This window comes from Micromonospora sp. MA102 (assembly GCF_025460765.1).
GTDB lineage: Bacteria > Actinomycetota > Actinomycetes > Mycobacteriales > Micromonosporaceae > Micromonospora > Micromonospora halotolerans.
In genome coordinates this window covers 1-25,459 of sequence record NZ_JAMWEG010000004.1, presented here as the reverse complement: position 1 = coordinate 25,459, position 25,459 = coordinate 1, and the positions used below count along the sequence as shown (strand labels likewise).

Annotated in this window: 27 protein-coding genes and 1 riboswitch; of the genes, 14 read left to right on the top strand and 13 right to left on the bottom strand. The window is 73.7% G+C overall.

What is annotated here, in order from left to right; translation table 11 throughout:
• Window positions 1-212 precede the first annotated feature (212 nt).
• From NFX44_RS09885 to eccB, 7 genes are all read right to left on the bottom strand, one after another.
• Window positions 213-635 carry a pyridoxamine 5'-phosphate oxidase family protein gene (locus tag NFX44_RS09885; RefSeq protein WP_262283203.1) on the bottom strand — a complete coding sequence of 141 codons (423 nt, stop codon included), beginning with the start codon at window positions 633-635 and terminating at the stop codon, window positions 213-215.
• 50 nt (window positions 636-685) lie between these two features.
• Window positions 686-1,027: a YkvA family protein gene (locus NFX44_RS09880; protein WP_262283202.1), complete on the bottom strand. Its 342-nt coding sequence runs from the start codon at window positions 1,025-1,027 to the stop codon at window positions 686-688.
• Between the two features lie 41 nt (window positions 1,028-1,068).
• Entirely contained in the window at window positions 1,069-1,905 is an 837-nt protein-coding gene (locus NFX44_RS09875) for a hypothetical protein (RefSeq protein WP_262283201.1), read from the bottom strand.
• A gap of 135 nt (window positions 1,906-2,040) precedes the next feature.
• Window positions 2,041-2,457 carry a hypothetical protein gene (locus NFX44_RS09870; protein WP_262283200.1) on the bottom strand — a complete coding sequence of 139 codons (417 nt, stop codon included), beginning with the start codon at window positions 2,455-2,457 and terminating at the stop codon, window positions 2,041-2,043.
• A 175-nt stretch (window positions 2,458-2,632) separates the two neighbouring features.
• A complete protein-coding gene (locus NFX44_RS09865; RefSeq protein WP_262283199.1) occupies window positions 2,633-3,904 on the bottom strand; it encodes a WXG100 family type VII secretion target in 1,272 nt (423 codons plus the stop codon).
• Window positions 3,897-4,268, bottom strand: a complete 372-nt coding sequence (locus NFX44_RS09860; protein WP_262283198.1) for a hypothetical protein — start codon at window positions 4,266-4,268, stop codon at window positions 3,897-3,899. Before NFX44_RS09860 ends, NFX44_RS09865 begins: the two co-directional genes overlap by 8 nt.
• Window positions 4,269-4,385: 117 nt before the next feature.
• The gene (eccB, locus tag NFX44_RS09855; protein ID WP_262283197.1) at window positions 4,386-5,852 is read right to left on the bottom strand and encodes a type VII secretion protein EccB; all 1,467 of its coding nucleotides are present in this window, start codon (window positions 5,850-5,852) and stop codon (window positions 4,386-4,388) included.
• A gap of 164 nt (window positions 5,853-6,016) precedes the next feature.
• On the opposite strand from eccB, the gene NFX44_RS09850 reads away from it, so the two are divergent.
• Window positions 6,017-7,189, top strand: coding sequence for a type VII secretion protein EccE (locus tag NFX44_RS09850; RefSeq protein WP_262283196.1), 1,173 nt, complete (start codon window positions 6,017-6,019; stop codon window positions 7,187-7,189).
• On the opposite strand, the gene eccD is transcribed toward NFX44_RS09850, so the two are convergent.
• A complete protein-coding gene (gene eccD, locus NFX44_RS09845) occupies window positions 7,173-8,570 on the bottom strand; it encodes a type VII secretion integral membrane protein EccD (protein WP_262283195.1) in 1,398 nt (465 codons plus the stop codon). The genes NFX44_RS09850 and eccD overlap by 17 nt on opposite strands.
• A gap of 223 nt (window positions 8,571-8,793) precedes the next feature.
• Between eccD and NFX44_RS09840 the strand changes: the two genes are divergently transcribed.
• The 8 genes from NFX44_RS09840 to NFX44_RS09805 all read left to right on the top strand — a co-directional run bounded on the left by NFX44_RS09840 (window position 8,794) and on the right by NFX44_RS09805 (window position 16,847).
• Window positions 8,794-10,230 (top strand): transposase, encoded by a 1,437-nt coding sequence (locus NFX44_RS09840; RefSeq protein WP_262283194.1) that lies wholly within the window; start codon window positions 8,794-8,796, stop codon window positions 10,228-10,230.
• On the top strand, window positions 10,227-14,192 hold the full coding sequence (gene eccCa, locus NFX44_RS09835; protein ID WP_262283193.1) for a type VII secretion protein EccCa: 3,966 nt from the start codon (window positions 10,227-10,229) through the stop codon (window positions 14,190-14,192). Before NFX44_RS09840 ends, eccCa begins: the two co-directional genes overlap by 4 nt.
• Before the next feature lie 68 nt (window positions 14,193-14,260).
• Window positions 14,261-14,680, top strand: coding sequence for a YbaB/EbfC family nucleoid-associated protein (locus NFX44_RS09830; protein WP_262283192.1), 420 nt, complete (start codon window positions 14,261-14,263; stop codon window positions 14,678-14,680).
• Window positions 14,681-14,696: 16 nt separating this feature from the next.
• A complete protein-coding gene (locus NFX44_RS09825; protein ID WP_262283191.1) occupies window positions 14,697-14,990 on the top strand; it encodes a hypothetical protein in 294 nt (97 codons plus the stop codon).
• Window positions 14,991-15,021: 31 nt separating this feature from the next.
• Window positions 15,022-15,747 carry a hypothetical protein gene (locus tag NFX44_RS09820; RefSeq protein WP_262283190.1) on the top strand — a complete coding sequence of 242 codons (726 nt, stop codon included), beginning with the start codon at window positions 15,022-15,024 and terminating at the stop codon, window positions 15,745-15,747.
• 20 nt (window positions 15,748-15,767) lie between these two features.
• Entirely contained in the window at window positions 15,768-16,028 is a 261-nt protein-coding gene (locus NFX44_RS09815) for a hypothetical protein (RefSeq protein ID WP_262283189.1), read from the top strand.
• Window positions 16,029-16,231: 203 nt separating this feature from the next.
• On the top strand, window positions 16,232-16,540 hold the full coding sequence (locus tag NFX44_RS09810) for a WXG100 family type VII secretion target (protein WP_262283188.1): 309 nt from the start codon (window positions 16,232-16,234) through the stop codon (window positions 16,538-16,540).
• A gap of 28 nt (window positions 16,541-16,568) precedes the next feature.
• Window positions 16,569-16,847: a WXG100 family type VII secretion target gene (locus tag NFX44_RS09805; RefSeq protein WP_262283187.1), complete on the top strand. Its 279-nt coding sequence runs from the start codon at window positions 16,569-16,571 to the stop codon at window positions 16,845-16,847.
• Between the two features lie 96 nt (window positions 16,848-16,943).
• Here the strand turns inward: NFX44_RS09805 and mycP are convergent, their stop codons facing one another.
• The gene (gene mycP / locus NFX44_RS09800; RefSeq protein WP_262283186.1) at window positions 16,944-18,182 is read right to left on the bottom strand and encodes a type VII secretion-associated serine protease mycosin; all 1,239 of its coding nucleotides are present in this window, start codon (window positions 18,180-18,182) and stop codon (window positions 16,944-16,946) included.
• 58 nt (window positions 18,183-18,240) lie between these two features.
• Entirely contained in the window at window positions 18,241-18,582 is a 342-nt protein-coding gene (locus NFX44_RS09795; protein ID WP_262283185.1) for a helix-turn-helix domain-containing protein, read from the bottom strand.
• A 193-nt stretch (window positions 18,583-18,775) separates the two neighbouring features.
• On the opposite strand from NFX44_RS09795, the gene NFX44_RS09790 reads away from it, so the two are divergent.
• Window positions 18,776-19,444, top strand: coding sequence for a carbonic anhydrase (locus tag NFX44_RS09790; RefSeq protein ID WP_262283184.1), 669 nt, complete (start codon window positions 18,776-18,778; stop codon window positions 19,442-19,444).
• Window positions 19,445-19,511: 67 nt separating this feature from the next.
• On the opposite strand, the gene NFX44_RS09785 is transcribed toward NFX44_RS09790, so the two are convergent.
• From NFX44_RS09785 to NFX44_RS09775, 3 genes are all read right to left on the bottom strand, one after another.
• Window positions 19,512-20,531: a hypothetical protein gene (locus tag NFX44_RS09785; protein ID WP_262283183.1), complete on the bottom strand. Its 1,020-nt coding sequence runs from the start codon at window positions 20,529-20,531 to the stop codon at window positions 19,512-19,514.
• Between the two features lie 3 nt (window positions 20,532-20,534).
• Window positions 20,535-20,666, bottom strand: a riboswitch (cyclic di-AMP (ydaO/yuaA leader).
• 240 nt (window positions 20,667-20,906) lie between these two features.
• The gene (locus NFX44_RS09780) at window positions 20,907-21,143 is read right to left on the bottom strand and encodes an SHOCT domain-containing protein (protein ID WP_262283182.1); all 237 of its coding nucleotides are present in this window, start codon (window positions 21,141-21,143) and stop codon (window positions 20,907-20,909) included.
• 123 nt (window positions 21,144-21,266) lie between these two features.
• Window positions 21,267-21,566 (bottom strand): metal-sensitive transcriptional regulator, encoded by a 300-nt coding sequence (locus tag NFX44_RS09775; protein ID WP_046568942.1) that lies wholly within the window; start codon window positions 21,564-21,566, stop codon window positions 21,267-21,269.
• A gap of 102 nt (window positions 21,567-21,668) precedes the next feature.
• On the opposite strand from NFX44_RS09775, the gene NFX44_RS09770 reads away from it, so the two are divergent.
• From NFX44_RS09770 to NFX44_RS09755, 4 genes are all read left to right on the top strand, one after another.
• Window positions 21,669-21,878: a heavy-metal-associated domain-containing protein gene (locus NFX44_RS09770; RefSeq protein ID WP_030504324.1), complete on the top strand. Its 210-nt coding sequence runs from the start codon at window positions 21,669-21,671 to the stop codon at window positions 21,876-21,878.
• Between the two features lie 35 nt (window positions 21,879-21,913).
• On the top strand, window positions 21,914-22,894 hold the full coding sequence (locus NFX44_RS09765; protein WP_262283181.1) for a hypothetical protein: 981 nt from the start codon (window positions 21,914-21,916) through the stop codon (window positions 22,892-22,894).
• Window positions 22,895-22,908: 14 nt separating this feature from the next.
• Window positions 22,909-25,161 carry a cation-translocating P-type ATPase gene (locus tag NFX44_RS09760; protein ID WP_262283180.1) on the top strand — a complete coding sequence of 751 codons (2,253 nt, stop codon included), beginning with the start codon at window positions 22,909-22,911 and terminating at the stop codon, window positions 25,159-25,161.
• A gap of 72 nt (window positions 25,162-25,233) precedes the next feature.
• A complete protein-coding gene (locus NFX44_RS09755; RefSeq protein ID WP_091260889.1) occupies window positions 25,234-25,407 on the top strand; it encodes a CsbD family protein in 174 nt (57 codons plus the stop codon).
• Window positions 25,408-25,459 lie beyond the last annotated feature (52 nt).

Below are 25,459 nucleotides of genomic sequence, written 5' to 3'. Positions count from 1 at the left end.
GGCGCTCGGCGTGCTCTCGGGGATCTCGGTGCGCTTTTAGGGCGCGGCCCCGCTCGCTCACCGGGGGCGGGCGGGCCCGTCGCCCGCTCGCTCGTATCGCTCGTACGGGAGGTGCAACGGGCCGGTGCGTGCCCCGATTTCCGCAGGTGGTCCCCGTCACGGGGGAACCGGACACCGGGCGCGAACGGGCTGCCGGTGCCGTGACGCCCGGGTTAGGCGGTGCCGGTGGGAAGGCTGCCGAGGAGGCGGGTCACGGCGATCTCGATGACCACCCGCTGCGGATTCGGACGCGGGGTGCGGTAGCGGGCGGCGTACCGCCGCTCGGCCTCGGCCACCGACTCCGGGTCCCGGCGCAGCACCGCCCGGCCCTCCACGGTGAGCCACCAGCGGCCGTCGAGATGGCAGACCGCCACGGGGGTGCCCGCCGCGCCGGCCGCGGCGACGTGCCGGGCCTTGGCCGAGGCGCCCGAGGTGATCACGCGCGCCAGGCCGGCGTCCGCGTCGAAGGTGACCCCCACGGGTACGACGTGCGGTGTGCCGTCCGCGCGCAGGGTGGTCAGGGTGGCGAGATGCCGGTCCCGGAAGAACCGGGCGACCCGCTCGTCGTGTGGGTCCAGCCGGTGGTCGCCCGCCATGTGCCGTCCTCGCTGCCCTGATGCGGGGCCGACCGCCGGCCCCGCGCCGATCATGGCACGGGGCGGTGCTGCCGGCCCGTGCCCGGCGGGGATTCCGACCGGTCGGGCAGCGCGCGCTGCGCGGCCCGGTGCTTCGCGGCCAGCCGGCCCAGGTAGATGAGCGCCCCGGCCAGCACGCCCATGTCGTCCAGGTAGATCGGGTCGGGGAGCACGTCCACCGGCAGGATCGTGTAGATCAGTGCGCCGTAGAAGGCGACCTTGCCGCCGACCCCGAGCGCGCCCAGCATGCGGCGGGTGCGGACCACCCGGACGGCGAGCAGCACCGCTCCGACCAGCGTCGCCAGCGCGGCGACGGCGGCGAGCACGACAAGTACCCAGGCTTCACGGGACACGAGGTCACGCTAACCGAGCCGGGCCAGCTCCGCCCGGCGCGTCAGTATGCCGGCACGGCCGCCCGGCCCCGGGCCACCGGGGTCAGCTCGCGGGTGGTCTCGGCCGCCCGGGTGGCGGTCGGCAGCTCGCGGGTGGGCTCCGGACCGGTCAGGTCCACGATGGACAGCGCCGGCCGTGGCTCGGTCACCGGTCGGGTGGCCGCGAACGCCTCGTCACGCAGGCTCCGCGCGGCCGCGGCGGCCAGCTCGGCGGCCCGCCAGGCGGCCTGCTCCCGCTCCCGCGCGGCCTCCTGCCGGGCCCGGAGGTTGTCCCGGACCAGCCGACGCAGCAGCAGCTCCTGCTCGACCGGGTGCCGGCTGGGATCCCAACCCCGGTGGCCGAGGATGTCGCTGAGCTGCTGCACGGTGATCTCCTTGCGCCACTGGGCGTCCAGGGCGGCCCGGTGCAGCCAGCGCTCCCGGTCCACGTACTCGGCGGGCGTCCGGGCGGTCCGGGGCAGCGGCAGCGCCGCGGCGGCGGCCAGCCGGCGGACGTCCTCCTCCGCCGCCTCGTACGCCTGCCACGCCTCCTCGACCTCCTCCTGCGCGGCCAGCCACTCGGTCCGGCGCCGCTCGGCGGTCGCCGCCGCCCGCGACGCGGCAACCGCCACCTCCTGCGCGTACCGGGACTGCTCCCGGGCGTGCTCGCGGGCCTGCTCGGCCAGCTCGATGCTGCTCGGCCGGGCGGCCTCGCTGATCCGGTCGCCCAGCACCGACCGGAACCGGTTCGGCCGGACGATCAGGGCGGCGACCACGAGCGCCGCCACGGCGAGCAGGGCCAGCCAGATCACGGCGGCTCGGGGAACGTCGGGCAGGACGGTGGAGAAGACGGTCTGCATCACCAGCACCTCGTGGTGGAACGGTCGGAGTCAACGGTCGGGGCCCGGTCGGCGGGCGGGGGGTCGCGGCGGCACGCGACGGGGAGCGGCGGGGGCGCGGTCGAGGGGCGCCCGGGCGTTCCCGGCGCGGCGCGGTCAGGCGCGCGGCGGGCCGCGGCGGGCGATGGCGGCCCGGCCGGGTTCGGGGACGATCACGACGCCGGGGCCCACCACCGGTGCGGGGGCGTCGGCGCCGGCCCGGTGCGGCGACCCCGCCGGGGCCGGTGCGGCGAGCGGGTGCCGGACGGGCGAGTCGGCGACGGAACGGATGCCGGACGCCGCCGCCCTGGCCGGACGGACGGCCGGGCCCACGTCGACGGGAACGGCGACCGGAGCGTCGACCCGGAGCTCGGTGGCCGGGCGGGCCGCCGCGGCCGGGTGGAGGTGGTCGCCGGCCGGCATGGCGGCCGGGCCGGTGAGGCCGGCGATGAGCGCGAGCGCGGTCACCGCCGTGCGGGCGATCCTGCGCAGCGTGGCCGTCCAGAGGGACGAGGCGAACGCTACGGGCAGCACCGTCTCAACCTATCGGTCAGCTCCGCCTCGTGCAGCTCGACGATCTTCCTGGTCGACGTGACCCGTCCCACCATTCGCTGTGGACGAACCCGGTCCCGCCGGCGGCTCGGCGCTGCGCCGGACGCGAAACGGCGCGGCGCCCCGGTGGGGACGCCGCGCCGTCGTGAGCCTGCGGTCAGTTGCCGCCGAGCACCGGTGGCGGGGCCGCCTCGCCGTCGGACCAGACCATCTCGTCCTCGGTCAGCCAGGTCAGCCGGCCCTCGGACTCGTCGTCCTCGCCGCCGCGCCCGCCCAGTACACCGTTGCGGCCGGCCATGGCGGGTCGCCCACTCGTGCCGCTCTTGCCGGTGGACCGGCTCTCCGTCTCGACCGTCACGCCGCGCCCGGAGGCCAGGCGGCCGGTGCCGGCGGCCGAGCGGCTCTCGGCGCCGATCCCGCCGACCCGGCCGGAGGTCGCCGAGCCGCCGCCCGAGCCGGCCAGCGACCCGGTGCCGCCCAGTACGCCCGGCATGCCGTAGAGCGAGCCGCCGCCCCCGGCGGTCGGCAGGGTCGCGTTGGTGCCGCCGAGCCCGGGGCCCGCCGCCAGGCCGGTGGTCGGGCCGGTCGCGGTCAGCGGGGCCGCACCGGCGAGCGAGGTGCCGGTCGGCTCGACCGTGCTGCCCGCGCCGATGGTGCCGGGCGTGCCCGCGCCGGGCTGGCCGCCCGTCGGATCACCGCCGCCCGTCGTGCCGCCGACCGTGCCGCTGCCCGGGGCGGTGTGGTGCACGCCCGAGGTGGTCGCGGTGCCGTTCGCGGCGGGACCGAAGCTGCCCACGCCCGGCCCGGCCGACGGCGTGCCGACCGAGGGGCCGCTCTTCAGCGTCGGGTCCGTCGGGTCGCCGTGACCCGGGAGCCCCGAGTCCGGCGGCTCCGGCACGACGATCCGGCCGTAGGCCGAGAAGTCGTAGCCCTCGGCCAGCTTGGCGACGACCTGCACCATCCGCTGGTGCGCCTTCTCCTGCTCGGCCTTGTCCTGCTCGTGGCCGACGATGCCGCCGACCAGCGCGCCCGGCACACCGCCGACCAGGAAGCCCTTGCCGGCGCCGGAGAGCAGCTTGTCGTTGTCGTCGGTCTCCTCGGGGCTCTCCGCCTTCGCCTGGGCGGCGCGCAGCTCGCTGGCCATCATGTCGAGCCCCTGTCGGATGCCCGTCATGCCCTCGGCCAGGTTGCCGGAGTAGTCGGCGACCAGGTTGAGCCGGCGGTGGAACTCGCGGGCGGCGTCGCCCGTCCAGGTCTTCAGCAGCGCGTCCAGGTCGGCGGTCAGATCCCGGCTGAGGTCGTCGAGGGTGCCCTTCATCGACGTCCACTGGGCGCTGAGCCCGTCGACCTGCTTCGGGTCACCGGCGTTGACGCCCTGGTAGAGCTCCTTGTGGCTGACGTGCTCGTAGCGCTGGGTGTATTCAGACACGCGGATCCTCTCCCTTCGGCTTCATCGCCTCGGTCAACCCGGAGAGAGCGGCGACGATGTCGGCCGCGGCGGCGGCGTTGCGTGCCTCGGCCGTCCGGTAGTTGGTCATGATGGTCTTGGTGGCCTTCTGGGCGGCCACGATCGCCCGTCGCAACCGCTCGACGTGGTTGACGTAGCTCTGGTGCGTCTCGGAGTAGCGACGGGAGTTGTCGGTGGCGTCGGTGAACGTGCCGAGTGCCGGCGGCCGGCACTGCATCTCGGTGTTGAGCTTCTTCAACACCGACTCCGCCTCGCTCAGCCGGCGCTCGAGCCGCTGGTGGAAGTCCTCCAAGGACAGTACGTCCACTGTCGTGCGCCCGGTCATGGCTGCATCCCCGTAGTCATCGTCGAGAACCGTTGGCCACGTTCAGGTTAGTCGACCCGGGCCAGCCGGGGCGACCCGTCATTCAGCCCTATCCACTTCGGACCGTGTCCGTCGCGGTCATCCGCCCTGCGCAGGGGCCGCGTCGTCGTCCGGCCCGGAGGTCGCGCCGCCGCTCGGCGCCGCACCCGGATCGAACTGGTTCATCGCGTCCTCGCGCTCCAGGGTCGGCCCGGTCGGCACCAGGGCCAGCAGGGACGCGGGCACCGCGAGCGGCGTCACGTCGCCGTACCCCAGGGCGCTCTTCGCGTCGCCGGAGGCGGTGCCGAGCGGGTAACGGACGCCCTGCGCGGTGATCAGGTAGACCGTCGCGCCGGCCGCGGCCTTCCCGGTCTCCCCGGCGGTGGCCTGCACCAGCACGCCCTTGCCGCCGGGCAGCAACACGCTCTCGGCGGTCCGCACCGCGTCCCGGTCGCTCTGCCGCGCCGCCACCCCGGTCGACGCCGTCAGCTCGACCGGCGGCTGGTCGAAGACCTCCAGGGTGGTGGTCGGCTGGCCGGCCGGCCCGGAGCGGTACGTGGCGCAGAGCACCGTCCGCCCGGCGCGGACCTCGTGCAGGGTGGGCAGCCGGTCCGGCAGGCCCTCGGCCTCCAGCCGCTGGTCGGTGAGAAGCTGGCCGGCCTGGTCCGGCGTGATGTCGGTGACCTGGCCGCCGCCGCCGAGCAGCAGCAGGGCCGTCACCTCGCGGATCGCCACCAGGCCCTGCTTGGCCAGCACGTAGTACTGGCCGGCGGCCCGGTAGACCTGGCCCACCCGGGCCGGACGGTCGCCGACGGTCAGCCCGCTGGGGTTGCCCTCCCCGTCGATGGTCGGCTTGCGCAGCGCCGGGCCGACCGGCACGGCATTGAGCAACTGCTGCCCGACCGTGAGGGTGGCCGCCCCCGCCATCTTCAACGCCACCAGCGCCTGCTCGTCGCCGACCACCCGCAGCCGCGCGCCGCCGGTCAGCAGGTAGCGCGCGTCGTTCAGCTTGACCAGGACCGCCTGGTCGGTGAGCGGGGTGCCGCCGGGCAGCGGCCGGTCGATCACCAGCCGGGTGGTGGAGCGCTGCGGGTCGTTCGCGTCGGGCACGTCGCACACCGACCAGGGGAGGCCGACCAGCGACTTCCGGTCCGGCACGGCGTCCGGTGCGCCCACGATGCCGACCGCCCGGCCCCGCGGCCGATCCTTGATCGAGGCCTGGGACATGGTGCGGACCGGCGCGCCGGCGTCGTTGAGGATGAGCCGGGCCGAGGCGTAGTTGAGCGTCGGGTGCAACACCTTGTCGTCGGTGAAGACGTAGGTCGCCCCGGTCTCCCGCTCGATCACCAGCGTGTTCGGCTCCAGCGGCGCGGAGTTGCTGGTGAACTGCCCGTACGCGCCCGCGCCGCCCAGCACGACGGCGGCCGCGATGACGCTGCCGAACACCGCCATGCCGAGCCGCCGCATCGGCAGGTCGTTGGTCTCCGGGTCGCCGGAGAGCAGCGCCGAGACGATCCGGCGGGTGACGAAGCGGTACGCCTGCACCTGATCGCGGCGGGTCCGCATGACTAACCTCCGGCAGGGGTGGGTCCGCGCGGCGATCAGGTCCGAACTCCGCCGCGGGCTTCCCTACGATAAGGGGCCGTCGACGGTTCACCGGGACCCCGCCCGCCACCCGGCGACGCACCGCACCGGCGGATGCCCAGGATGTCCAGAAGGGACCCTCACCGATGACCCAGGTCCAGGCGCCACCCGGTCGTACGGCCACCGCCCCCGCCGTGCCGGCGGACCGACCGGTCACCCCGGCCGACCGGCGTCGGCGCGGCCGGCTCGGCCCGGTCGTCGTCGGCCAGCTCGTGGTGCTGGAGTGCGCCGCGCTCGCCGTCTGGTTCGCCACCGGCGGCCCGACCTGGCTGCTCGCCACCGTCGGCGCGCTGGCGCTGCTGGCCGTGGTGGCCGCCTTCGCCCGGCGCGGCGGCCGCTGGTGGTACGAGGACCTCATGCTCCGCCGCCGGCTGCGCCGCCGCCGTGACCGGGCCCGGGGCGCCGCGCCGGCCGGCGACGCGCGGCTGGCCGCGCTCGCACCGGACCTGTCCGTCGTCGAGCTGACCGAGCGCGGCACCCGGCTCGGCATCGGGCAGGACGACCGGGGCTGGTTCGCCGCCGTCGCGCTGACCGGCCGGCCCGGCTCGCCGGCCGGGTCGATCGAGGCGGCGATGGTGGACCGGGCGCTCGCCGTGCTCGCCGACTTTTCCGGGCCGGTCACCCAGACCCAGGTCGTCTCGCACACCCTGGTCTGGTACCCGGCGCCGGGCGCGCCCCCGGCGGCGCACCGCACGGTCTGGGTGGCGCTGCGCCTGTCCGTCACCGACGCGCGCGCCGAGACGGTGAGCCGGGGCGGCGGCATGCACGGCGTGCACCGCACGGTCGCGGCCGGCATCGGCCGGCTCGGCAAGGCGCTCAACGCCGCCGGCCTCGGTCACCGGGTGCTCGGCCGCGACGAGCTGCACGCGGCGGTGGTCTCCGGCGCCGGCCTCGATCTGGCCCCCGAGTCCCCGGTGGAGAGCTGGGAGAGCCTGCGCGGTGGCGGCTGGACCCAGCGCTGCCTGGCGCTGCGGGTCCGCCCCAACGGCTCGCTGGGCGCGCTGGTGGACGCGGTGACCGCCACCTCCGCCCCCTCGCACACCGTCGCGGCCGTGGTGCTCCCCGGCGGCCGGCAGCTCCCGCCGCTGCTGCGGGTGGCGGCCATGGACGGTCACGCCGAGGCGCTGGTGAAGGCGGTCCGGGAGGTGGCCCGCCGCTCCGGTGTGCCGGCCCGCCCGCTGGACGGCCAGCACGGCCCGGCCGTCTACGCGACCGCGCCGGTGGGCACCGCGATGGGCACGGTCACGGCCGAAGGTTGACGATCCAGCCGTAGAGGCCGCACACCCACACGGCCAGCGGCACCAGGGCGACGATCAGCAGGATCTCGACGATGTCGAGGGTGCGACCCCAGACCGGCGAGATCCGCTTGCCCGCCACGGTGAGCCCGTAGATCAGGCTGATCACGGCGACCACCAGCAGGCCGCCCAGGATCAGCCCGAGCCGGACCGGCAGCGGGTTCGCGCCGAAGGTGGCCGCGGCGGCCAACCCCAGACCGAGGGTGCCGGCGAGGAGCACCGGGGTGCGCTGGCCGCGGCCCAGGAACGGGCGGGCCCGCAGCAGCGCCAGCAGGGCCAGCACCAGGCAGAGCAGCACGGCCGGGAGCCGACCGTTGTCGGCGAGCACCACCTCGCCGCCGAGCACCAGCACCGAGACCGTCCACAGCAGGCCGGTGAGGAACGCGTCGGCGCGCTCGCTGTTGCGCAGCACCTGCGGGCCGTCCACCGACTCGGTGTCGCTCTTCAGGTCGTCCGGACCCGTCGGGATCGACGGCACCGGCAACCGGGCCAGCCGGTAGGAGATCATGGGCAGCGCCGGCAGGGCGCCGAACGCCACCGTCGCCACCACCGCGGCGGCGGCCGCCGCCCCGATGTCGAAGGCCAGGCAGAGCGCCGCGCCGAAGCCGACCGCCACGCCCACCCCGACCGCGCCGAGGAAGAGCGGCAGCCGGTCCCCGACGGCCAGCGCGGCGACCGCGCCGAACAGCACGACCGCGGTCGCGGCGAGCAGCACGTGCGGGCTGGCCAGCTCGGAGAGCCGCCGGTCGCCCGCGAGGACAAGCAGGCCGCCGATCGCGGCGTAGCCGAGGCCGCCCATGGCCAGCACGGCGCCGGTCCGGCTGTCGCCGGCCGCCCGGGACAGCACCGCGGCGCTGATCAGCAGCGCGACCGCGACCACCAGCGCGGCGAGCGCGCCGGGCAGCTGGGGCGGCCCCGCGAACAGCGTGAACGCCGCGCCGGCCGCCAGCGCCGCGCCGGCGAGGAGCACCGAGAACGCCCGGGTGGTGCCGACCTGCCAGGCGCCGGCCCGCTGGTTGGTCGCCGAGGCGACCGCGTCCACCACGTCGTCGAAGACGATCTCGGGCGCGGCGGCGGCGCGCGGGTTGAAGTAGAGCACCTCGCCGTCGCGGACTCCGAGCTGCGCGGCCGTGCGGCCGCCGTCGAGCGGCTGACCGCCGAGCCGGGACAGGCTCCAGCCGCCGTGCCGCACGCCCTCGTCGGCGAGATCCTCGCCGGCGTAACGCAGCAGCGTCGGCAGCAGGTCGGCCAGCGGCACGTCGGACGGCAACGCCAGATCCATCCTGGTCCGCGGCGCCACGATGGTGATCCGGCTCAGTCCGCCGGTCGCCGTTTTCGTCGCCACAGTGGCCTCCTCGTGCTCGCCTACGTGCCTTGGCTGGCGGCGTCGGTCCCAACGGGTCCACGGCGCCTTCGGGAGATTACCTACGATGGCGGTCGCATAGGATGCCCACCCGATAGCTCCGGTCGGTCGCGAATGCGGCAGGGCCGATCGAGGGGAGTGACCAGTTGTCTCCGGAAGGGCGTCTGACCTCGCAGGTCGCGCCGACGAGCGTGGAGGGCGACCGGTGAGGGTCACCCGCATCGCTTATTCGGATGCCTTGAATGCGGGTAAGTACGCAGAGCTGGTGCAGCAGGCGCGCCGGCTGGGTCGGGTTCGTAGCGAGGTGTGGCAGCGTTACGGCTCGATCGCAGGCGTGGGCGCTGGGCTCACGGACCGGCAGGTGCGGGATCAGTGGTTGGCTGACGGCACGTACGCATCGTTTGGTGTGCTGGCGAATGCGTGGAAGGAGACTGTCCGCGACGCCGTGTCCGACATCTCAGCCAACCTTGCGTCGGCGAAGGCCGAGGTCCGGCGGGCCATCATCCGGCGCACCAATGACCCGGCCGAGCGCAAGCGGATGTTCACCGCACTGGCGACCAACCGTTGGACTCCCGACCCCTTCCTGTCCCGTCAGATGCGCACGCACTGGAGGCGTGGTCGCAATCGCACCCACGATCAGATCGTGGTGCGAGCCGACAAGTACAACACCTTCGTTGACGAGCAAGGCCGGTTATGGCTGGCGGTCCCGGGCCTGCAACGCCGCCACATGGTCAAGATTCCGCTGTCCACGACTGTCCCCCCGACTGGGACGCTTCGGCTGATCCTGCGCGGCGGTCGGGTGGAGGTGCACTACCAACTCGACGCATCGCTGATGCGCTCGTCACAGCGACCGGGCGGCGACCGGGTCACCGGCGTGGACAAGGGCTATACCGAAGTGCTGACCGACTCCGACGGTTATCGCCATGGCACCGGGCTCGGAAATCTGCTGACCTGCGAATCGGACCGGTTGAAGGAACGCAACCGACGGCGGGCGAAGCTGCGCTCGATAGCGAACACCGCCGCGCTGCGTGGTGACCGCGCCAAAGCGCGCCGGATCAGAGATAACAACCTCGGCACCGCGAAGCGGGACCGGCAGGCGGCGCAGCACCGGGCCCGGGTGCGCACGGAGATCTTCACCGCTGTCCACCGGGTGGTCGACAAGGCCGCCACCGTGATCGCCGAAGACCTCACCAAACCGTTCGCCGGGCGCAAGAGGCTCGGCAAGAACGTCAACCGGCGTCTCGCGGCGTGGACAAGAGGGGGCACCGCGGAGGCACTGCGAAACGTGTCGGAGCGCAGAGGTTCTGCGCTCGTTCTCGTCAACGCCGCCTACACCTCACAGGTCTGTCACCGCTGCGGCCGGCTCGGCCGCCGCAGCGGGGAAAGGCTTTACTGCACCTCGTGCGGGGTGGTGTGGCAGGCCGACGTGAACGCCGCGATCAACATCCTGCAGCGAGCCGGCGATCCCGACATCGCCCTGCACACCCCACATCACAGGGTGAGGCACATCCTGCAGGAGCGGACCGATCGCCATCGGGCCAGACTGCCGGTCCAGGACTCCAGCTCGGTCATGGCCGAGCGGAGAGCGAATTATCCGAACCGCTCAGCGATGAGCACGGTAGGAAGCAGGAGACAGCTGTGAGCACCGTGGTGTTCCGCCGGCTTCCGCGTCAACCGGGGCCCGCGCTGCCGCGCGGGGAGGTGCTGCTGGAGTCCCCGCCCGAGCTGCCGGAGCCGCAGGCCAAGGGCATGGGTCAGGTGCTGATGATCCTGCCGATGCTCTGCGGCGTCGGCGCGATGGCCTTCCTCTACGCCGGTCGCGGCGGCGGCATGATGACGTATGTGGCCGGCGGCCTGTTCGGCGTGTCGATGCTGGGCATGGCGGTCGGCAGCCTCGGCAACGGTGGCAACGACAAGGCCGAGCTGAACGCCCAGCGGCGCGACTACATGCGCTACCTGGCCCAGATGCGCAAGCGCACCCGGCGCGCCGCCGAGCAGCAGCGCGCCGCGATGACCTGGCGGCACCCGGAGCCGGACGCGCTCTGGTCGGTCGCCGCCTCGCGCCGGCTGTGGGAACGGCGGATCACCGAGGACGACTTCGGCGAGGTGCGGATCGCGCTCGGCCCGCAGCGGCTGGCCGTGGAGATCGTGCCACCGGAGACCAAGCCGGTGGAGGACCTGGAGCCGATGAGCGCGATCGCGCTGCGCCGGTTCGTCCGGGCCCACTCCAGCGTGCCGGACCTGCCCACCGCGCTGTCGCTGCGCGCGTTCAGCCGGATCGCGCTGCGCGGCGACCGGGAGGCGGTGCTGGACCTAACCCGGGCCGCGCTGGGCCAGCTGGTCACCTTCCACGCGCCGGACGACCTCCTGGTGGCCGTGGTGGCCGCGCCGGACCGGCAGCCGGCGTGGGACTGGGTGAAGTGGCTGCCGCACGCCCAGCACCCGGGGCGTACGGACGCGGCCGGCGCGCGGCGGATGGTCTTCGCCAGCCTGGCCGAGGCGGAGGCGGCGCTCGCCAACGAGCTGGGCGGCCGGCCCCGGTTCGCCCCGGAGGCGAAGCCGCTCACCACGGCGCCGCACCTCGTGGTGGTGCTCGACGGCGGCGAGGTCTCGTCGACCTGCGCGCTGATGGGGCCTGGCTTGCTCGGCGCCACCGTGATCGACCTCTCCGGCACGGTGCCGCGCGACGCCGGCCGCTGGCTGCTCTGCCTGGACACCGGCAACGGCAGCGGGCTGGACCTGGTCCGCGGCACGGCCACCTCCCGGCTGGGCCGGCCGGACCGGCTCACCATGGCGGCCGCCGAGGGGCTGGCCCGGCAGATCGCCCCCTACCGGCTCAGCCAGCAGCAGGGCGCCAGCACCGAGGAGCCGCTGGCCCGCAGCATGGAGCTGCCGGACCTGCTCGGCGTGGGCGACGCGGCCACCGTGGACACCCAGCAGACCTGGCGGCCGCGCAGCCACCGGGACCGGCTGCGCATCCCGCTCGGCGTGGGGCCGGACGGCAACGTGGTCGAGCTGGACTTCAAGGAGTCCGCGCACGAGGGCATGGGCCCGCACGGCCTGGTGATCGGCGCGACCGGTTCCGGCAAGAGCGAACTCCTGCGTACGGTCGTCGCGGCGCTGGCCGTGACCCACTCGTCCGAGGAGCTCAACTTCGTCCTTGTCGACTTCAAGGGCGGCGCCACCTTCGCCTCGCTGGACGCGCTGCCGCACACCAGCGCGGTCATCACCAACCTGTCCGACGAGCTGCCGCTGGTCGACCGGATGCGGGACGCGCTGGCCGGCGAGATGAACCGCCGCCAGGAGGTGCTGCGCGCCGCCGGCAACTACGTCTCGCGCTACGACTACGAGAAGGCGCGGGCCGCGGGCGAGCCGCTGGACCCGATGCCCAGCCTGCTCATCATCTGTGACGAGTTCTCCGAGCTGCTCGCCGCGAAGCCGGACTTCATCGACCTCTTCGTGATGATCGGCCGGCTCGGCCGGTCGCTCGGCGTCCACCTGCTGCTGGCCTCCCAGCGGCTGGAGGAGGGCAAGCTGCGCGGCCTGGACACCCACCTGTCGTACCGGATCGGTCTGCGGACCTTCTCGGCGGTGGAGAGCCGGATCGTGCTGGGCGTGCCGGACGCGTACGAGCTGCCCAACGCGCCGGGCCACGGCTACCTGAAGACCGACACCACCACGATGCTCCGGTTCCGGGCCGCCTACGTGTCCGGCCCGTACCGGGCGCCGGGGCAGGTGCAGCGGTCCACCCGCGCGCAGGTGCAGCGCCGGATCGTCCCGTACGGCATCGACTACGTGCCGGCGCCGGCCCTGCCGAGCCCGGCCGAGACCGCGCCCGAGCCGGAGCAGACCGGCGACGGCAAGGCCGTGGCCATGCTCGACGTGCTGATCGACCAGCTCCAGGGGCGGGGCCGCCCGGCGCACCAGGTCTGGCTGCCGCCGCTGGCCGAGCCGCCGGCCCTGGCGGAGCTGCTACCCCCGCTGGCCGTGCACCCGACGTTCGGGCTGACCACCGCGAACTGGCCGGGGCGGGGCCGGCTCACCGTGCCGGTCGGCATCGTCGACCGCCCGTACGAGCAGCGCCGCGACCCGATGATGGTGGACCTGGCCGGCGCCGGGGGCAACGTGGTGATCGTCGGCGCCTCGCTGAGCGGCAAGAGCACCATGCTGCGCACGATGCTGGCCTCGCTGGCGCTCACCCACACCCCGCGCGAGGTGCAGTTCTTCTGCCTCGACTTCGGCGGTGGCGCGCTGCGCAGCCTGGACGGGCTGCCGCACACCTCGGGGGTGGCCGGGCGGCGCGACGTCGAGGCGGTCCGCCGGACCGTGGCCGAGGTGGTCGCCGTCATCGACGAGCGGGAGAACCGGTTCACCCAGCACGGCATCGACTCGGTGGCCAGTTACCGCCGGCGCCGGGCTGCCGGGGAGTTCGCCGACGACCCGTTCGGCGACGTCTTCCTCGTGGTGGACGGCTGGAACACGCTGCGCCAGGAGTACGAGGAGCTGGAGCAGACCATCACCAACCTGGCCAACCGCGGGCTCGGTTTCGGCGTACACGTGGTGATCACCGCCGTGCGGTGGGCGGAGATCCGGATCAACATGCGGGACCTGCTCGGCACCAAGCTGGAGCTGCGGCTCGGCGACCCGGCGGAGTCGGAGATCGACCGGCGGGCCGCGCAGAACGTGCCGGGCGGCACGCCCGGTCGCGGCCTGACCCGCGACAAGCTGCACTTCCTCACCGGCGTCTCGCGAATCGACGGTAAGCGCGACATCGAGGACCTGACCGAGGCGTCGGTGGCCCTGGCCGGGCACGTCGCGGCCAACTGGCCGGGCCGCCCGGCGCCGAAGGTGCGGCTGCTGCCGCGCAAGCTGGCCGTCGCCGAACTGGCGAAGGTGGTCGACCGGTCGGCGCCGGGCATCCCGATCGGCGTCAACGAGTCGGCGCTCGCCCCGGTCTACCTGGACCTGACGACCGAGCCGCACCTGACCGTGTTCGGCGACGCCGAGTGCGGCAAGACCAACCTGCTGCGGCTGATCGCCCGGGGCGTCGCCGAGCGGTACACCCCGGCGCAGGCCCGCCTGGTCATCGCCGACTACCGGCGTGGCCTGCTGGGTGCGGTGGAGGGCGACCACCTGCTCGACTACGCACCGTCCAACCAGGTGTTCAGCCAGGGCCTCGGTTCGATCCGCAGCGCCCTGCAGAACCGCCTGCCGGGGCCGGACGTGACCACCGCGCAGCTGCGCGACCGGAGCTGGTGGAAGGGGCCGGAGCTCTACATCCTGGTGGACGACTACGACCTGGTCGCCTCCGGCGGCAACAACCCGCTCAGCGCCCTGCACGAGCTGCTGCCGCAGGCGCGGGACATCGGCCTGCACCTGATCATCACCCGCCGGGTGGGTGGTGTGGCCCGCGCCCTCTACGAGCCGGTGCTGCAGCGCCTGCGCGAGCTGGACTCGCCGGGCCTGCTGATGTCCGGCAGCCGCGAGGAGGGTGCCGTGTTCGGCAACCTGCGGCCGAGTCCGCAACCGCCGGGCCGGGGCACCCTGGTCCGCCGCCGGGACGGCCAGCAGCTCATCCAGACCGCCTGGACGGAGCCCGCCTGACGGGGCGGACGTCGGAGGAGCGGGTCCGGTAGCGTCGGCCGGACCGTCGAGCTGAGGAGAGAACAGTCGTGAGCAGCCCGTGGGGTTACGGCGGCGCCGGTGGCGCGGTGGAGAACCTGCTGCGCCAGGCGCAGGAGCAGCAGCGCCGGCTGGCGGAGTTCCAGCAGCAGCGCGCCGAGCTGCGGGTGACCGGGGAGAGCCCGGACGGCCTGGTCCGCGTGACGGTCGACGGTGACATGAAGGTCGGTGGCATCGACGTCAACGCCCGGGCGATGCGGCTGGACAGCTTCACCCTGGCCGAGTCGCTCCAGGCCGCGATCGACGCGGCGTACGCGGCCGTCGCCGAGCGGCAGCAGGAGCTGATGACCGAGGTGCTCGGCGGCTCGGAGCTGGTCCGCCGGGCGCAGGCGGGCAACCTCACCCCGGAGGACTGGTTCCGGGAGTTCGGCGTGGACCTGACCGACCCGACCCGCGGCCTGCGCCGCTGACCAGGGAGGAGACGCGGTGGCGAACAAGGTCGACGTCGACGCGATCCGCAAGGCGAGCAAGAAGCTCGACGCTCCGGACGGCCCGATCCAGTACCTGCGCAACGTGCAGACGCTGCTGGAGAGCGTGAAGCTGCCGGACGGCGCGCTGACCCTCTTCGGGGGCGGCACCGTGCAGGCGCACAACGCCTCGGTGGACGGTCACCTCAAGAACGTCAGGACCGGCATCGAGCACCTGCACAAGGCGGCCGAGCAGTTGGAGCAGACCGCCAAGAACTGGGAGAAGTCCGACCAGCCCTGGGTGGTCAAGTGACCGGCCGGGCGCGCGACGGGGGGAGCTGCTGATGTCGGAGATCCTGATCGCCAACGCGGCCGGCACGGTGACCGGCACGCACACGGTCGCGGCCGCGACGGCGCCGGTGCGCGGCCTGCTGCCGGCCGCCCGGGCCAACTGGATGTGGCTGGTCTTCGCCGGGGCGCTGGGTGCCGCGATCGCCTACCTGGAGACGTTCGACAACGACGAGGTCAACAAGTCCATCAAGGAGTGGGGCGACGCGGCGCGGCTGCTCGGCGGTGACCAGTTCGGGGCGGCGCTGGAGCAGGTCCCGCCGTCGGACGCCGAGTGGGACTTCGACGACCGGGACGCGTTCGATCTCTTCCTCCGCAAGCTCGGGGCCGAGATCAACTCGCTGGCGGAGGCGTTCAACGCCAACCGGGACACCCTCACCGCTGCCCGGGACGCCTTCAACGACGCGGTGAACGCGCTGGTCGACGCGCTCATCCCGATCCTGATCGCGGTGATCGCCTCGGTCGCCCTCCAGGCGTTCCCACCGACGGCGCCCATCGCCGAGGCGATCGGCGTGGCCGGGATGGCCGCGAGCGCGGCGATCCTGGCGCTGGTCTTCGGCGACATCAGCGCGCTGTTCTCCGCGGTCGTCGGCGGTTTCCAGGGCAACGACCGGTTCGCCTTCGTGTCGGATTCCCGTCCCGGCTGGGCGGCCACGGGCCAGGACCCGGACATCAAGGACATCAAGATCGACTGGGTGCAGGACTCCAAGTTCTACCAGTGACGGCGGAAGGGGGTGCCGAGGTGACCTTGGTGCTCTTCGTGTACTTCCTGGTGACCGTGCCGGTCTTCCTCGGGCTGGCGCTGGTCGCCCAGCTGTCCCGCGCCGCGTGGGCGAAGCGGGCCGGCGAAGTGGTGTTGCTCACCGGGGTGGCGGCGCTGATCCCGGTGGTACTCGACCGGGCGGTCGACAGGCCGGTGCTGTGGCTTTTCGTGGCGCTGCTGGCGGTGGTGCTGGTCTTCGGCGTGGTGATGCACGTGCGGTCGTATCGACGGCCGTCCTGACCGCCCGCTGGCGGCCGCAACCGTCCACGTCGTACGGTCTGTTCTCCGGACGGCGTTGTGCGCCATGGGGAAGCAGGGCTGCGCGGATTGGACGTCGTCCGCTACGGTTCGATTGAAGTGTCCGTCGGTGGGGTGTGTACGCCTTGCCGCGGGGGAGGGCGCGGCGGATCCGCCGCCACAGAGATGACGGAAGGGTGTGAAGCATGGCGTTCGAGGTCAGTGCAGCGAGCCTGCACACCGCCGCGAGTGACGTGCGGTCCACGCGCAGCGACGTCGACGGTGAGCTGAAGAAACTGTGGAACGTCGTCGACGACCTGGCCATGGCCTGGAAGGGCGGGGCGTCCACGGGTTTCCAGAACCTGATGCAGCGCTGGAACGAGGACACGAGCAAGCTGCTGACGGCGATGGACAACATCGCCGACCTGCTTGACAAGTCCGGCACGACGCACCAGGTCAACGACGAAGAGCAGCAGCAGATGCTGGACAAGTTCCACTCTGCTCTCAACCCGTGATCCGCGAAGACAGGCAGAGGAGGAATCGATGAGCATCAAGGTTGACTACGCTGTCCTCGAGAGCAGCAACCAGCAGATGCAGGCCATCTCGCGGACCATCGACGAGAAGCTGGACACGCTGCGCTCGATGCTGACGAAGCTCGAGTGGGAGGGCCAGGACCGCGCGGCCTACGAGCAGCACCAGGCTCAGTGGGACGCCGCCGTGCGGGACATCAACAAGGTCCTGAACGACATCGGTGGCGCGGTGGGCATCGCGCGCGAGAACTACATGACCACCGAGATGAGCAACTCGAAGGTCTGGGGCTGACCCGACCGACCCGCTGCGGCTCCGCTCCGGCTCACGCCGGGGTCGGGGCCGTGGTGCTTTTCCGGCCCGGGTCCGGGGTGCCCCGGACCCGGGCGCTCAGGCGTCCTGCGGGGCGCCCCGCCGGCCGGGGCGCCAGCCGCGCCGGCGGCCCCGCACCAGGATCGGCCGCAGCGCCAGCAGGATCCCGGCCAGCACCGCCCCGATCACGGCCGCCCAGATCGCCACGGTGCGCTGCCAGGCCAGCGGGTCGTCGTGCGGCGCGGGCGCCGGCATCGCGCCCAGCGGGGGGTCGCTGCGGGTGCCCAGCAGGCTCGTCACGGCCCGGTACGGGTTGACCACCCCGTAGCCGACCAGGGCGTTGTGCCCGTCGGGCGGGTTGTCGGCGGTGCGGGTGAGCCGGAACGCCACGTCCTTCGGGCTGAGGTCCGGGTGGGCGGCCCGCACCAGCGCCGCGACGCCGGAGACGTACCCGGTGGCGAAGCTGGTGCCGCCCTGCGGTTCGGCGCGGTAGCCGGTGCCCTCCGGGGCCGGGCCGACGATGTTCAGTCCGGGCGCGGCGATGTCCACATAGTTGCCGGTGACCGAACTGCCGACGTGCCCGCCGCTCTCGTCCACGCCGGCGACCGCGACGACCCCCGGGTACGAGGCCGGGTACGCCGGTTGGTCCTGCTGGTTCTCCTGCCGGTTGCCGGCGGCGGCCACCAGGATCACGTTCTTGCCGAGCGCGTAGTCGACGGCCTGCCGCAGCGCCGGGTCGTCGAGCGTCACCAGGGACAGGTTGATCACGTCGGCACCGTGGTCGACCGCCCATCGGATGGCCTTGCCGATCTCGGCCGGGATGGACTCGTCGAAGGCCTTCTGGTTGTCGGCCAGCACCCGGACCGGCAGGATCTTCGCCTCCGGCGCGATCCCGGTGTACGGCGCGCCGGTGCCCTCCCGGCCGGCGATGATGCCCGCGATCAGGGTGCCGTGGCCGACCTGGTCGCACTGGCCGTCGAACCTGTCGAGATGGTTGAAGTCCTCACCGGGGAGCACCCGGCCGCGCAGCAGCGGGTGGGTGGGGGAGACGCCGGAGTCGATGACCGCGACCGTGACTCCCTGCCCCTTGGTGACCCGCCAGGCCGCGGCCGGGTCGAGCCGGTTGAGCGCCCAGGGCGGTTCGGTCGGTGCGGGGCCGCCGGGCGGCCCGCACTTCGGCGCCGCCACAGCGGGCGCGGGCACCGCCAGCACGCCGCCGAGCAGCGCGGCGACCGCCGCTCCGGAGAGGACGGATCGGATCCGGTGTCCGGTCCGGACGCGCTCCGTCGTCCCGTCCGGCCGCAAGCTGTCGCGCACGCGGTGAGATTACCGTCGCCGCGCCGTCCGTGCGGTGACGGGCGTACGCGGGACGCGGTCAGCTTCCGGTCGCCGGCTCCGCGAACGGCTCGGCGGTGAAGAGCGCGAGGAGGGCGCCCACCTGCTGGTCGGCCTCGGCCGGGTGCCGGAAGTGCCCGTTCGGGTTGACCGTGTACTCGTTGCGGCGGCCCACCCGGGTGCGGCGGAGGTAGCCGCCGGCCTCCAGGTCGGCGACGATCGCCTGGGCGGCCCGCTCGGTGACCCCCACCTCGTCGGCCACGTCCCGCAGCCGGGCGGTGGGGTTACGGGCGATGGCCAGGAGCACGTGCCCGTGGTTGGTGAGGAAGGTCCAGTTCCGGCCGCTGCCTCTCTCACCTGGTGTCGTCGCCATGATGGTCATGGTATGGCTCCCGCGTGTCCCGGTCCTGTCGAGGCGGCTGCCGGGGCCGCCGTCAAGATCGGACCAACGTATGAAATCCGTATCACGTAAAGCTTGACGTACCTTGGACTGCGTGTGACCGTGGGTGCCGAGGCCGCCTCCGTCGCCGGCCGGCTGACCAGGGCTTTTCCGTGCGAGGACGAGGTGAGGATCAGTGTCGCCGACCACTCCCGAGCAGGCGCTCGCCGAGCTTTACGCCGGTAACCGCCGGTTCGTCACCGGTGCCCCGCGCCATCCCAACCAGGACGCCGGACACCGGGCGGCGGTCGCCGACGGCCAGCACCCGTTCGCCGTGATCGTCGGCTGCTCCGACTCGCGGCTGGCCGCCGAGATCATCTTCGACCGGGGCCTCGGCGACCTCTTCGTGGTCCGCACCGCCGGCCACACCGCCGGCCCCGAGGTGCTCGGCAGCGTCGAGTACGCGGTGACCGTGCTGGGCACCCCCCTCGTGGTGGTGCTCGGTCACGACTCGTGCGGCGCGGTCCAGGCCGCCCGCGAGGCGGTCCGCACCGGCACGTCGCCGTCCGGGCACCTCGGCGCGGTGGTGGACGCCGTCGCGCCCAGCCTGCTCCGGGCCGGCCGGGAGGGCGTCGAGGACCTCGACGGGATCGTCGACATCCACATCGCGCAGACCGTGGAGACGCTGCTCGCCCGGTCGGTCGTCCTCGCCGATGCGGTTGCCGCCGGGCGGTGCACGGTGGTCGGCCTGTCGTACCGGCTCAGCGCGGGCGAGGTGCGCACGGTGGCCCAGGCCCAGGCCCCGGCCCCGGTTGGTGCGGTGCCCGCCCCGGCCGCGCCCGCGGACCCGGCGCTCGCCAACTGACGGCCGTCAGGAAACGTCGAAGGGGCCGGCCCGCGCGTCGCGGGCCGGCCCCTTTCGGCGTACGTCGTCAGAGCAGCGACATGTGCACGTGGTCGGTGTGGTCGGAGGGCCCGCTGTAGGACTTCCAGCCGGTGGCCGGGAACCAGATCTGCCGGTTCCAGATCACGTAGTAGATGCCCAGCCGGTCCGCGTTGCGGATGAGGAAGGCGGCGACGTTGTTGCCGTACATCCGCTGGTCCTTCGTGCGCCACGAGGAGAAGCCGCTCTTCTGCAACGACCAGTCGCAGGCCCGGCCCTTCGGGTGCTCGAACGGCCCGCCGTTCCGGTGGCAGCCCACGAAGCGGTTGAAGCCGGCCCGCTTGACCTCCTTGTACGCGTGCAGCGTGCGCGGGGTGACGCAGCCCGAGGTGGTCGGGTCGTCTTCGCTGCACGACTCCGGCTTCCAGTCGCCGTCCGAGGTCCGGCCCGGGCCGATGCGGGCGACCGGCGAGGTGGCCGAGACCAGGCCGCCGGTGAAGCCGATCCCCCCGACCAGCTTCAGCGCCTTCTCCGTCTCGGCCTTCTCGCGGGCCATCGCGTTCTTCTGCTTCTCCTGCTCGCGGACCTCGATGTCGAGCGCGACCTTGGCCTGCTCGGCGCGGTTCTTCGCGGCGTTGATGGCGGCGAGCTTCTGCGAGTTCAACAGGTTCAGCTCGTCGAGGGCCGCCGCCCGCCGGAGGAACGAGTCGGGCGTGTTGCTCTCCATCAGCATGGCCATGGCGCCGATCCGGCCGGTCCGGTAGGACTGCGCGGCGATCTGGGCCACCTGCGGGCTCAGCGCGTCGAGCTCGCTCTGCGCCGCCTTCACCTCGAGGGCGAGCTGGAGCTGGCGCTTACGCGACGTGTCGAGCTTCGCCTTGGCCTGGAGGTAGGCCCGGTTGGCGGCGTCGATGGCCTCGGTGATGAGGGGGTCGTCCTCCTCCTCGGAGTGCCCCGAGGGGGTGGGGGTGCTCGGAGCGGCCGTCGCCGGGGTCGGCCCCACCAGCACGGTGAGCGCGCCCAGCACGGCAACCACGGGGGTCAGCCAGCGGCGCAGGGGTGCCGTCACAGTGTTCCCTTCCGTCGGCCGCCGACCGGGTTAGCTGACGGGTTCGGGACGGAAGTGGCCCCTACCGCTCGCGCGGATTCACCCCATGTACCTGGTTCCCCGGCTCGCCCGCGGGCGATTGGGCGGCGGCACCGCTGGCGCCGGTGCGCGCCTTCGGCGGTGACCGGCAGCGAGGTTACCCGAGAGTCCTCCCGGTGTTCTACGTCCGGAAGCCGACCAATAGCGAGAATTCGTCCTCGCCCTGCGTGACCAGGATCGCGTTTGAGGTCCGTCGTCACGCTACGGAGTGTCGCCATGCGGCCTGCGTGCTCCCGGCGCCGCCCGGCCAACCACCGGTGCGGGCCCTCGCGCGTCCGGCCGCCGGCACCGAACCGGTCAGTCCAGGCCGGCGCGACGGCGGCGGTACTCCTCCTCGTCGATCTCACCCCGGGCGTACCGCTCGTCGAGGATGCGACGGGCCGAGGACGGCAGGGCGCCGGCGGGATGAGCGGTGAGCCGGATCACCAGCCAGACCAGTCCCAGCAGCACCAGCAGCCCCAGTAACGACCAGGTCCACATCCAGCCCATCATCGGGCCGTTCCACATCATCTCGGCCGCCCTCCGATCGTTCATCCCGAGGGTCGGCCGGTCCGGTGCCGTCACCGGCGCCGGTCCCGGTCGCCACCTCGAACGTACGTCGGCGGCGGGCCGGCCACGCCGGGCCATGGACCCCGACCCGAGGGCCGAAGGTCCCGGTCAGCCGCGCTTCATGAGGCGGCCGACGGCGGCCATCATCTCGGTGGCCATCTCGTCGGCGCGGCCCTCGGCGGCGCCCTCGTGCATGCAGTGCCGGGCGTGCCCGTCGAGCAGGCCGAGGCCGACCTTGTCCAGCGCGGCCTGGATGGCGGAGATCTGGGTCAGCACGTCGATGCAGTAACGGTCGTCCTCGACCATCTTCTCGATGCCGCGAACCTGGCCCTCGATACGGCGGAGCCGCGCGAGGAGCTGGTCCTTGCTGGCGGTGTAGCCCCGGGTCGGGGTCGTCGGTGCGGTCATGACGCCAAGGATAGCGTACCCCTCGGGGGTATGGTACGGTCCTCTCGTGGCTGATACCCCCACCGGGTAACGGTAACGACAGCGGCGGAAGGGAAGATCGCGATGGTCACCACCACGTACCAGGTGCAGGGCATGACCTGCGGGCACTGCGTCAACTCGGTCAGCACCGAGGTGAGCGCGCTGCCGGGCGTCACCGACGTCCAGGTCGACCTGGCCTCCGGCCGGGTCACCGTCACCAGTCAGAGCCCGCTGGACACGGACACCGTCCGCGCCGCCGTCGACGAGGCCGGTTACGACCTCGTCGGGGCGTGACGGGTCCGCGGACCCGAAGGAACCGAGGTACCCCAATGAACACGGCGACGAAGCTGAGCGGCTTCGCCCTCGGGCTCGTGGCGGTGTTCGGCACGGCGTACGGGGTCGGCCACCTGGCCGGCCCCGTCACCCCGGCCGCCGAGACCCGCCACGACGCCACCGACGCCGGCCACGACTCCGGCGGAACCGACCACGGCGACGGGGGCCACGCGGCCACCACCACCGCCCACCTGCCCGGCGGTCTGCTCGTCTCCGACCGCAGCTACACGCTCCAGCCGGTGACCGCCCCCGCGGGCGAGTTCGCCTTCCGGATCACCGGCCCGGACGGCCGGCCCGTCACCCGCTACGACGTGGCCCACGACAAGCGCATGCACCTGATCGTGGCCCGCCGCGACCTCTCCGGCTTCCGGCACGTCCACCCGGAGCTGGCCGCCGACGGCACCTGGCGGGTCGCCTCGCCGGTCGCCGGACCCGGCGTCTGGCGGGCGTTCGCCGACTTCACCCCGACCGGCGGTGAGCCGCTCACCCTCGGGGTCGACGTCACCGTCCCGGGCGCGCTGGAGCACCGGCCGCTGCCCGCGCCGGTGACCCGCACCACGGTCGACGGCTACACGGTCACCCTCACCGGGGCCCCGCAGGCCGGCCGGACCAGCCGGCTCACCCTGACCGTCAGCCGGGACGGCCGGCCCGTCACCGACCTCCAGCCCTACCTCGGCGCGTACGGGCACCTGGTGGCGCTGCGCCAGGGCGACCTGGCGTACCTGCACGTGCACCCGGAGGGCGCGCCCGGCGACGGACGGACCCCGGCCGGGCCGGCGGTCACCTTCGCCGCCGAGGTGCCCTCGTCCGGCGCGTACCGTCTCTACCTGGACTTCCGGCACGGCGACGCGGTGCACACCGCCGAGTTCACCGTGCTGGCCGGGGACCAGGCCACGCCGGCGCCCGCCGCGCCGGCGCCCACGACCGCACCGACCCCGGACGCCGACCACGGCGCTCCCGGGCACGGGCACAGCTGACCGGAGGTGACGAGATGACATCCGCCAGGTCCCTGCCGGTCGCGCCGCACCTGATCGAACTCGCGATCGGCGGCATGACCTGCGCCTCCTGCGCCGCCCGGATCGAGAAGAAGCTCAACCGGATGGACGGCGTGGAGGCCACGGTCAACTACGCCACCGAGAAGGCCACCGTCCGGTACGCCGAAGAGGTCACCCCGGCCGAGCTGATCGCTACCGTGGAGAAGACCGGCTACACGGCCGTCGTCCCGCCGCCGCCCGCGCAGGTCGCCGCCGGGACGCCCGCCGAGCCGGTGGACGAGCTGCGCGGGCTGCGTACCCGGTTGTGGGTGTCGGCCGTGCTGACCGTGCCGGTGATCGTGCTGGCCATGGTGCCGGCCTGGCAGTTCGACTACTGGCAGTGGCTGTCGCTGACCCTGGCCGCCCCGGTCGTGGTCTACGGCGGGCTGCCGTTCCACCGCGCCGCCTGGATCAACCTGCGGCACGGCGCGGCGACCATGGACACCCTGGTCTCGCTCGGCACCCTCGCCGCGTTCGGCTGGTCGCTCTGGGCCCTCTTCCTCGGCGACGCCGGGATGCCCGGCATGACCCACGCGTTCCGCTTCGACATCACCCGCACCGACGGGGCGGGCAACATCTACCTGGAGGCGGCCGCCGGGGTGACGGTGTTCATCCTGGCCGGCCGGTACTTCGAGGCGCGCTCGAAGCGGACCGCCGGTGCCGCCCTGCGCGCCCTGCTGGAGCTGGGTGCCAAGGACGTCGCGGTGCTGCGCGGCGGGCAGGAGACCCGGATCCCGGCGGACCAACTCGTGGTCGGCGACCGGTTCGTGGTCCGCCCCGGCGAGAAGGTCGCCACGGACGGCGTGGTCGAGGAGGGCACCTCGGCCGTCGACGCCAGCATGCTCACCGGCGAGTCCGTGCCGGTCGAGGTCGCGCCGGGCGACACCGTGGTCGGTGCCACCGTCAACGCCGGCGGCCGGCTGGTCGTCCGCGCCACCCGGGTCGGCGGCGACACCCAGCTCGCGCAGATGGCGAGGCTGGTGGAGCAGGCGCAGACCGGCAAGGCGGCCGTGCAGCGGCTCGCCGACCGGATCTCCGGCGTGTTCGTGCCGATCGTGATCGCCCTGGCCGCCGGCACGCTGGGCTGGTGGCTGGGCACCGGGGGCGGCACCACCGCCGCGTTCACCGCCGCGGTGGCGGTGCTGATCATCGCCTGCCCGTGCGCGCTGGGGCTCGCCACGCCGACCGCGCTGCTGGTCGGCACCGGCCGGGGCGCCCAGCTCGGCATCCTGATCAAGGGCCCGGAGGTGCTGGAGTCCACCCGCCAGGTCGACACCGTGGTGCTGGACAAGACCGGCACCGTCACCACTGGGAAGATGACGCTGGTCGACGTGCTGCCCGCCGGGGGCGAGGACCCCGCCGAACTGCTCCGGCTCGCGGGCGCGCTGGAGGGTGCCTCCGAGCACCCGATCGCCCGCGCCGTCGCCGACGGCGCCGTCGAGGCGGGGCCGCTGCCCGCGGTGACCGGCTTCGCCAACGCCGAGGGCCTCGGCGTGACCGGCACGGTCGACGGCCGGGAGGTGGTGGTCGGCCGGCTCCGGCTGCTGCGCGAGCGCGGTCTCGACGTACCCGAGGAGGTCGTGCGGGCGGTGACCGGCGCGGAGGCCGCCGGCCGGACGGCGGTCCTGGCCGGCTGGGACGGGCGGGCCCGCGGCGTCCTCGCCGTGGCCGACGTGGTGAAGCCGACCAGCCGGGCGGCGGTCGCCCTGCTGCGCGAGCTGGGGCTCACCCCGGTGCTGCTCACCGGCGACAACGCCACCGTGGCGACGGCGGTGGCCGCCGAGGTCGGCATCGACGAGGTGATCGCCGAGGTGCTGCCGGCCGACAAGGTCGCGGTGGTCGAGCGGCTCCAGGGCGAGGGGCGGACCGTGGCCATGGTCGGCGACGGGATCAACGACGCCGCCGCGCTCGCCCAGGCCGACCTGGGGCTGGCCATGGGCACCGGCACCGACGTGGCCATCGAGGCGTCCGACCTGACCCTGGTGCGGGGCGACCTGACGGCCGCGGTCGACGCCATCCGGCTCTCGCGGCGGACCCTCGCGATCATCAAGGGCAACCTGTTCTGGGCCTTCGCCTACAACGTGGCCGCCCTGCCGCTGGCCGCCGCGGGCCTGCTGAACCCGATGATCGCGGGCGCGGCGATGGCCTTCTCGTCGGTCTTCGTGGTGGCGAACAGCCTCCGGCTGCGGCGCTTCCGCCCGGTCGGCTGAGGACCGGGGATTCGGACGGCGGGCGCCGGGGTACTGCACTGACGTTACGGAAACCGCTGAGTGGAGGTTCTTATGGGTATCGACGACAAGATCGACAACGCGACCGAGAACACCGCCGGCAAGGTGAAGGAGGGCGTCGGCCGGGCCACGGACGACGAGCGCCTCGAGGCCGAGGGCCGCAACGACCAGGCGGCCGCCAACCTCAAGCAGGCCGGCGAGAAGATCAAGGACGCCTTCAAGAGCTGACCACCCGCCTTCGTGGGGCCCGGCCGCCCCGCCGCCCGCCCGCGCCCCCGCC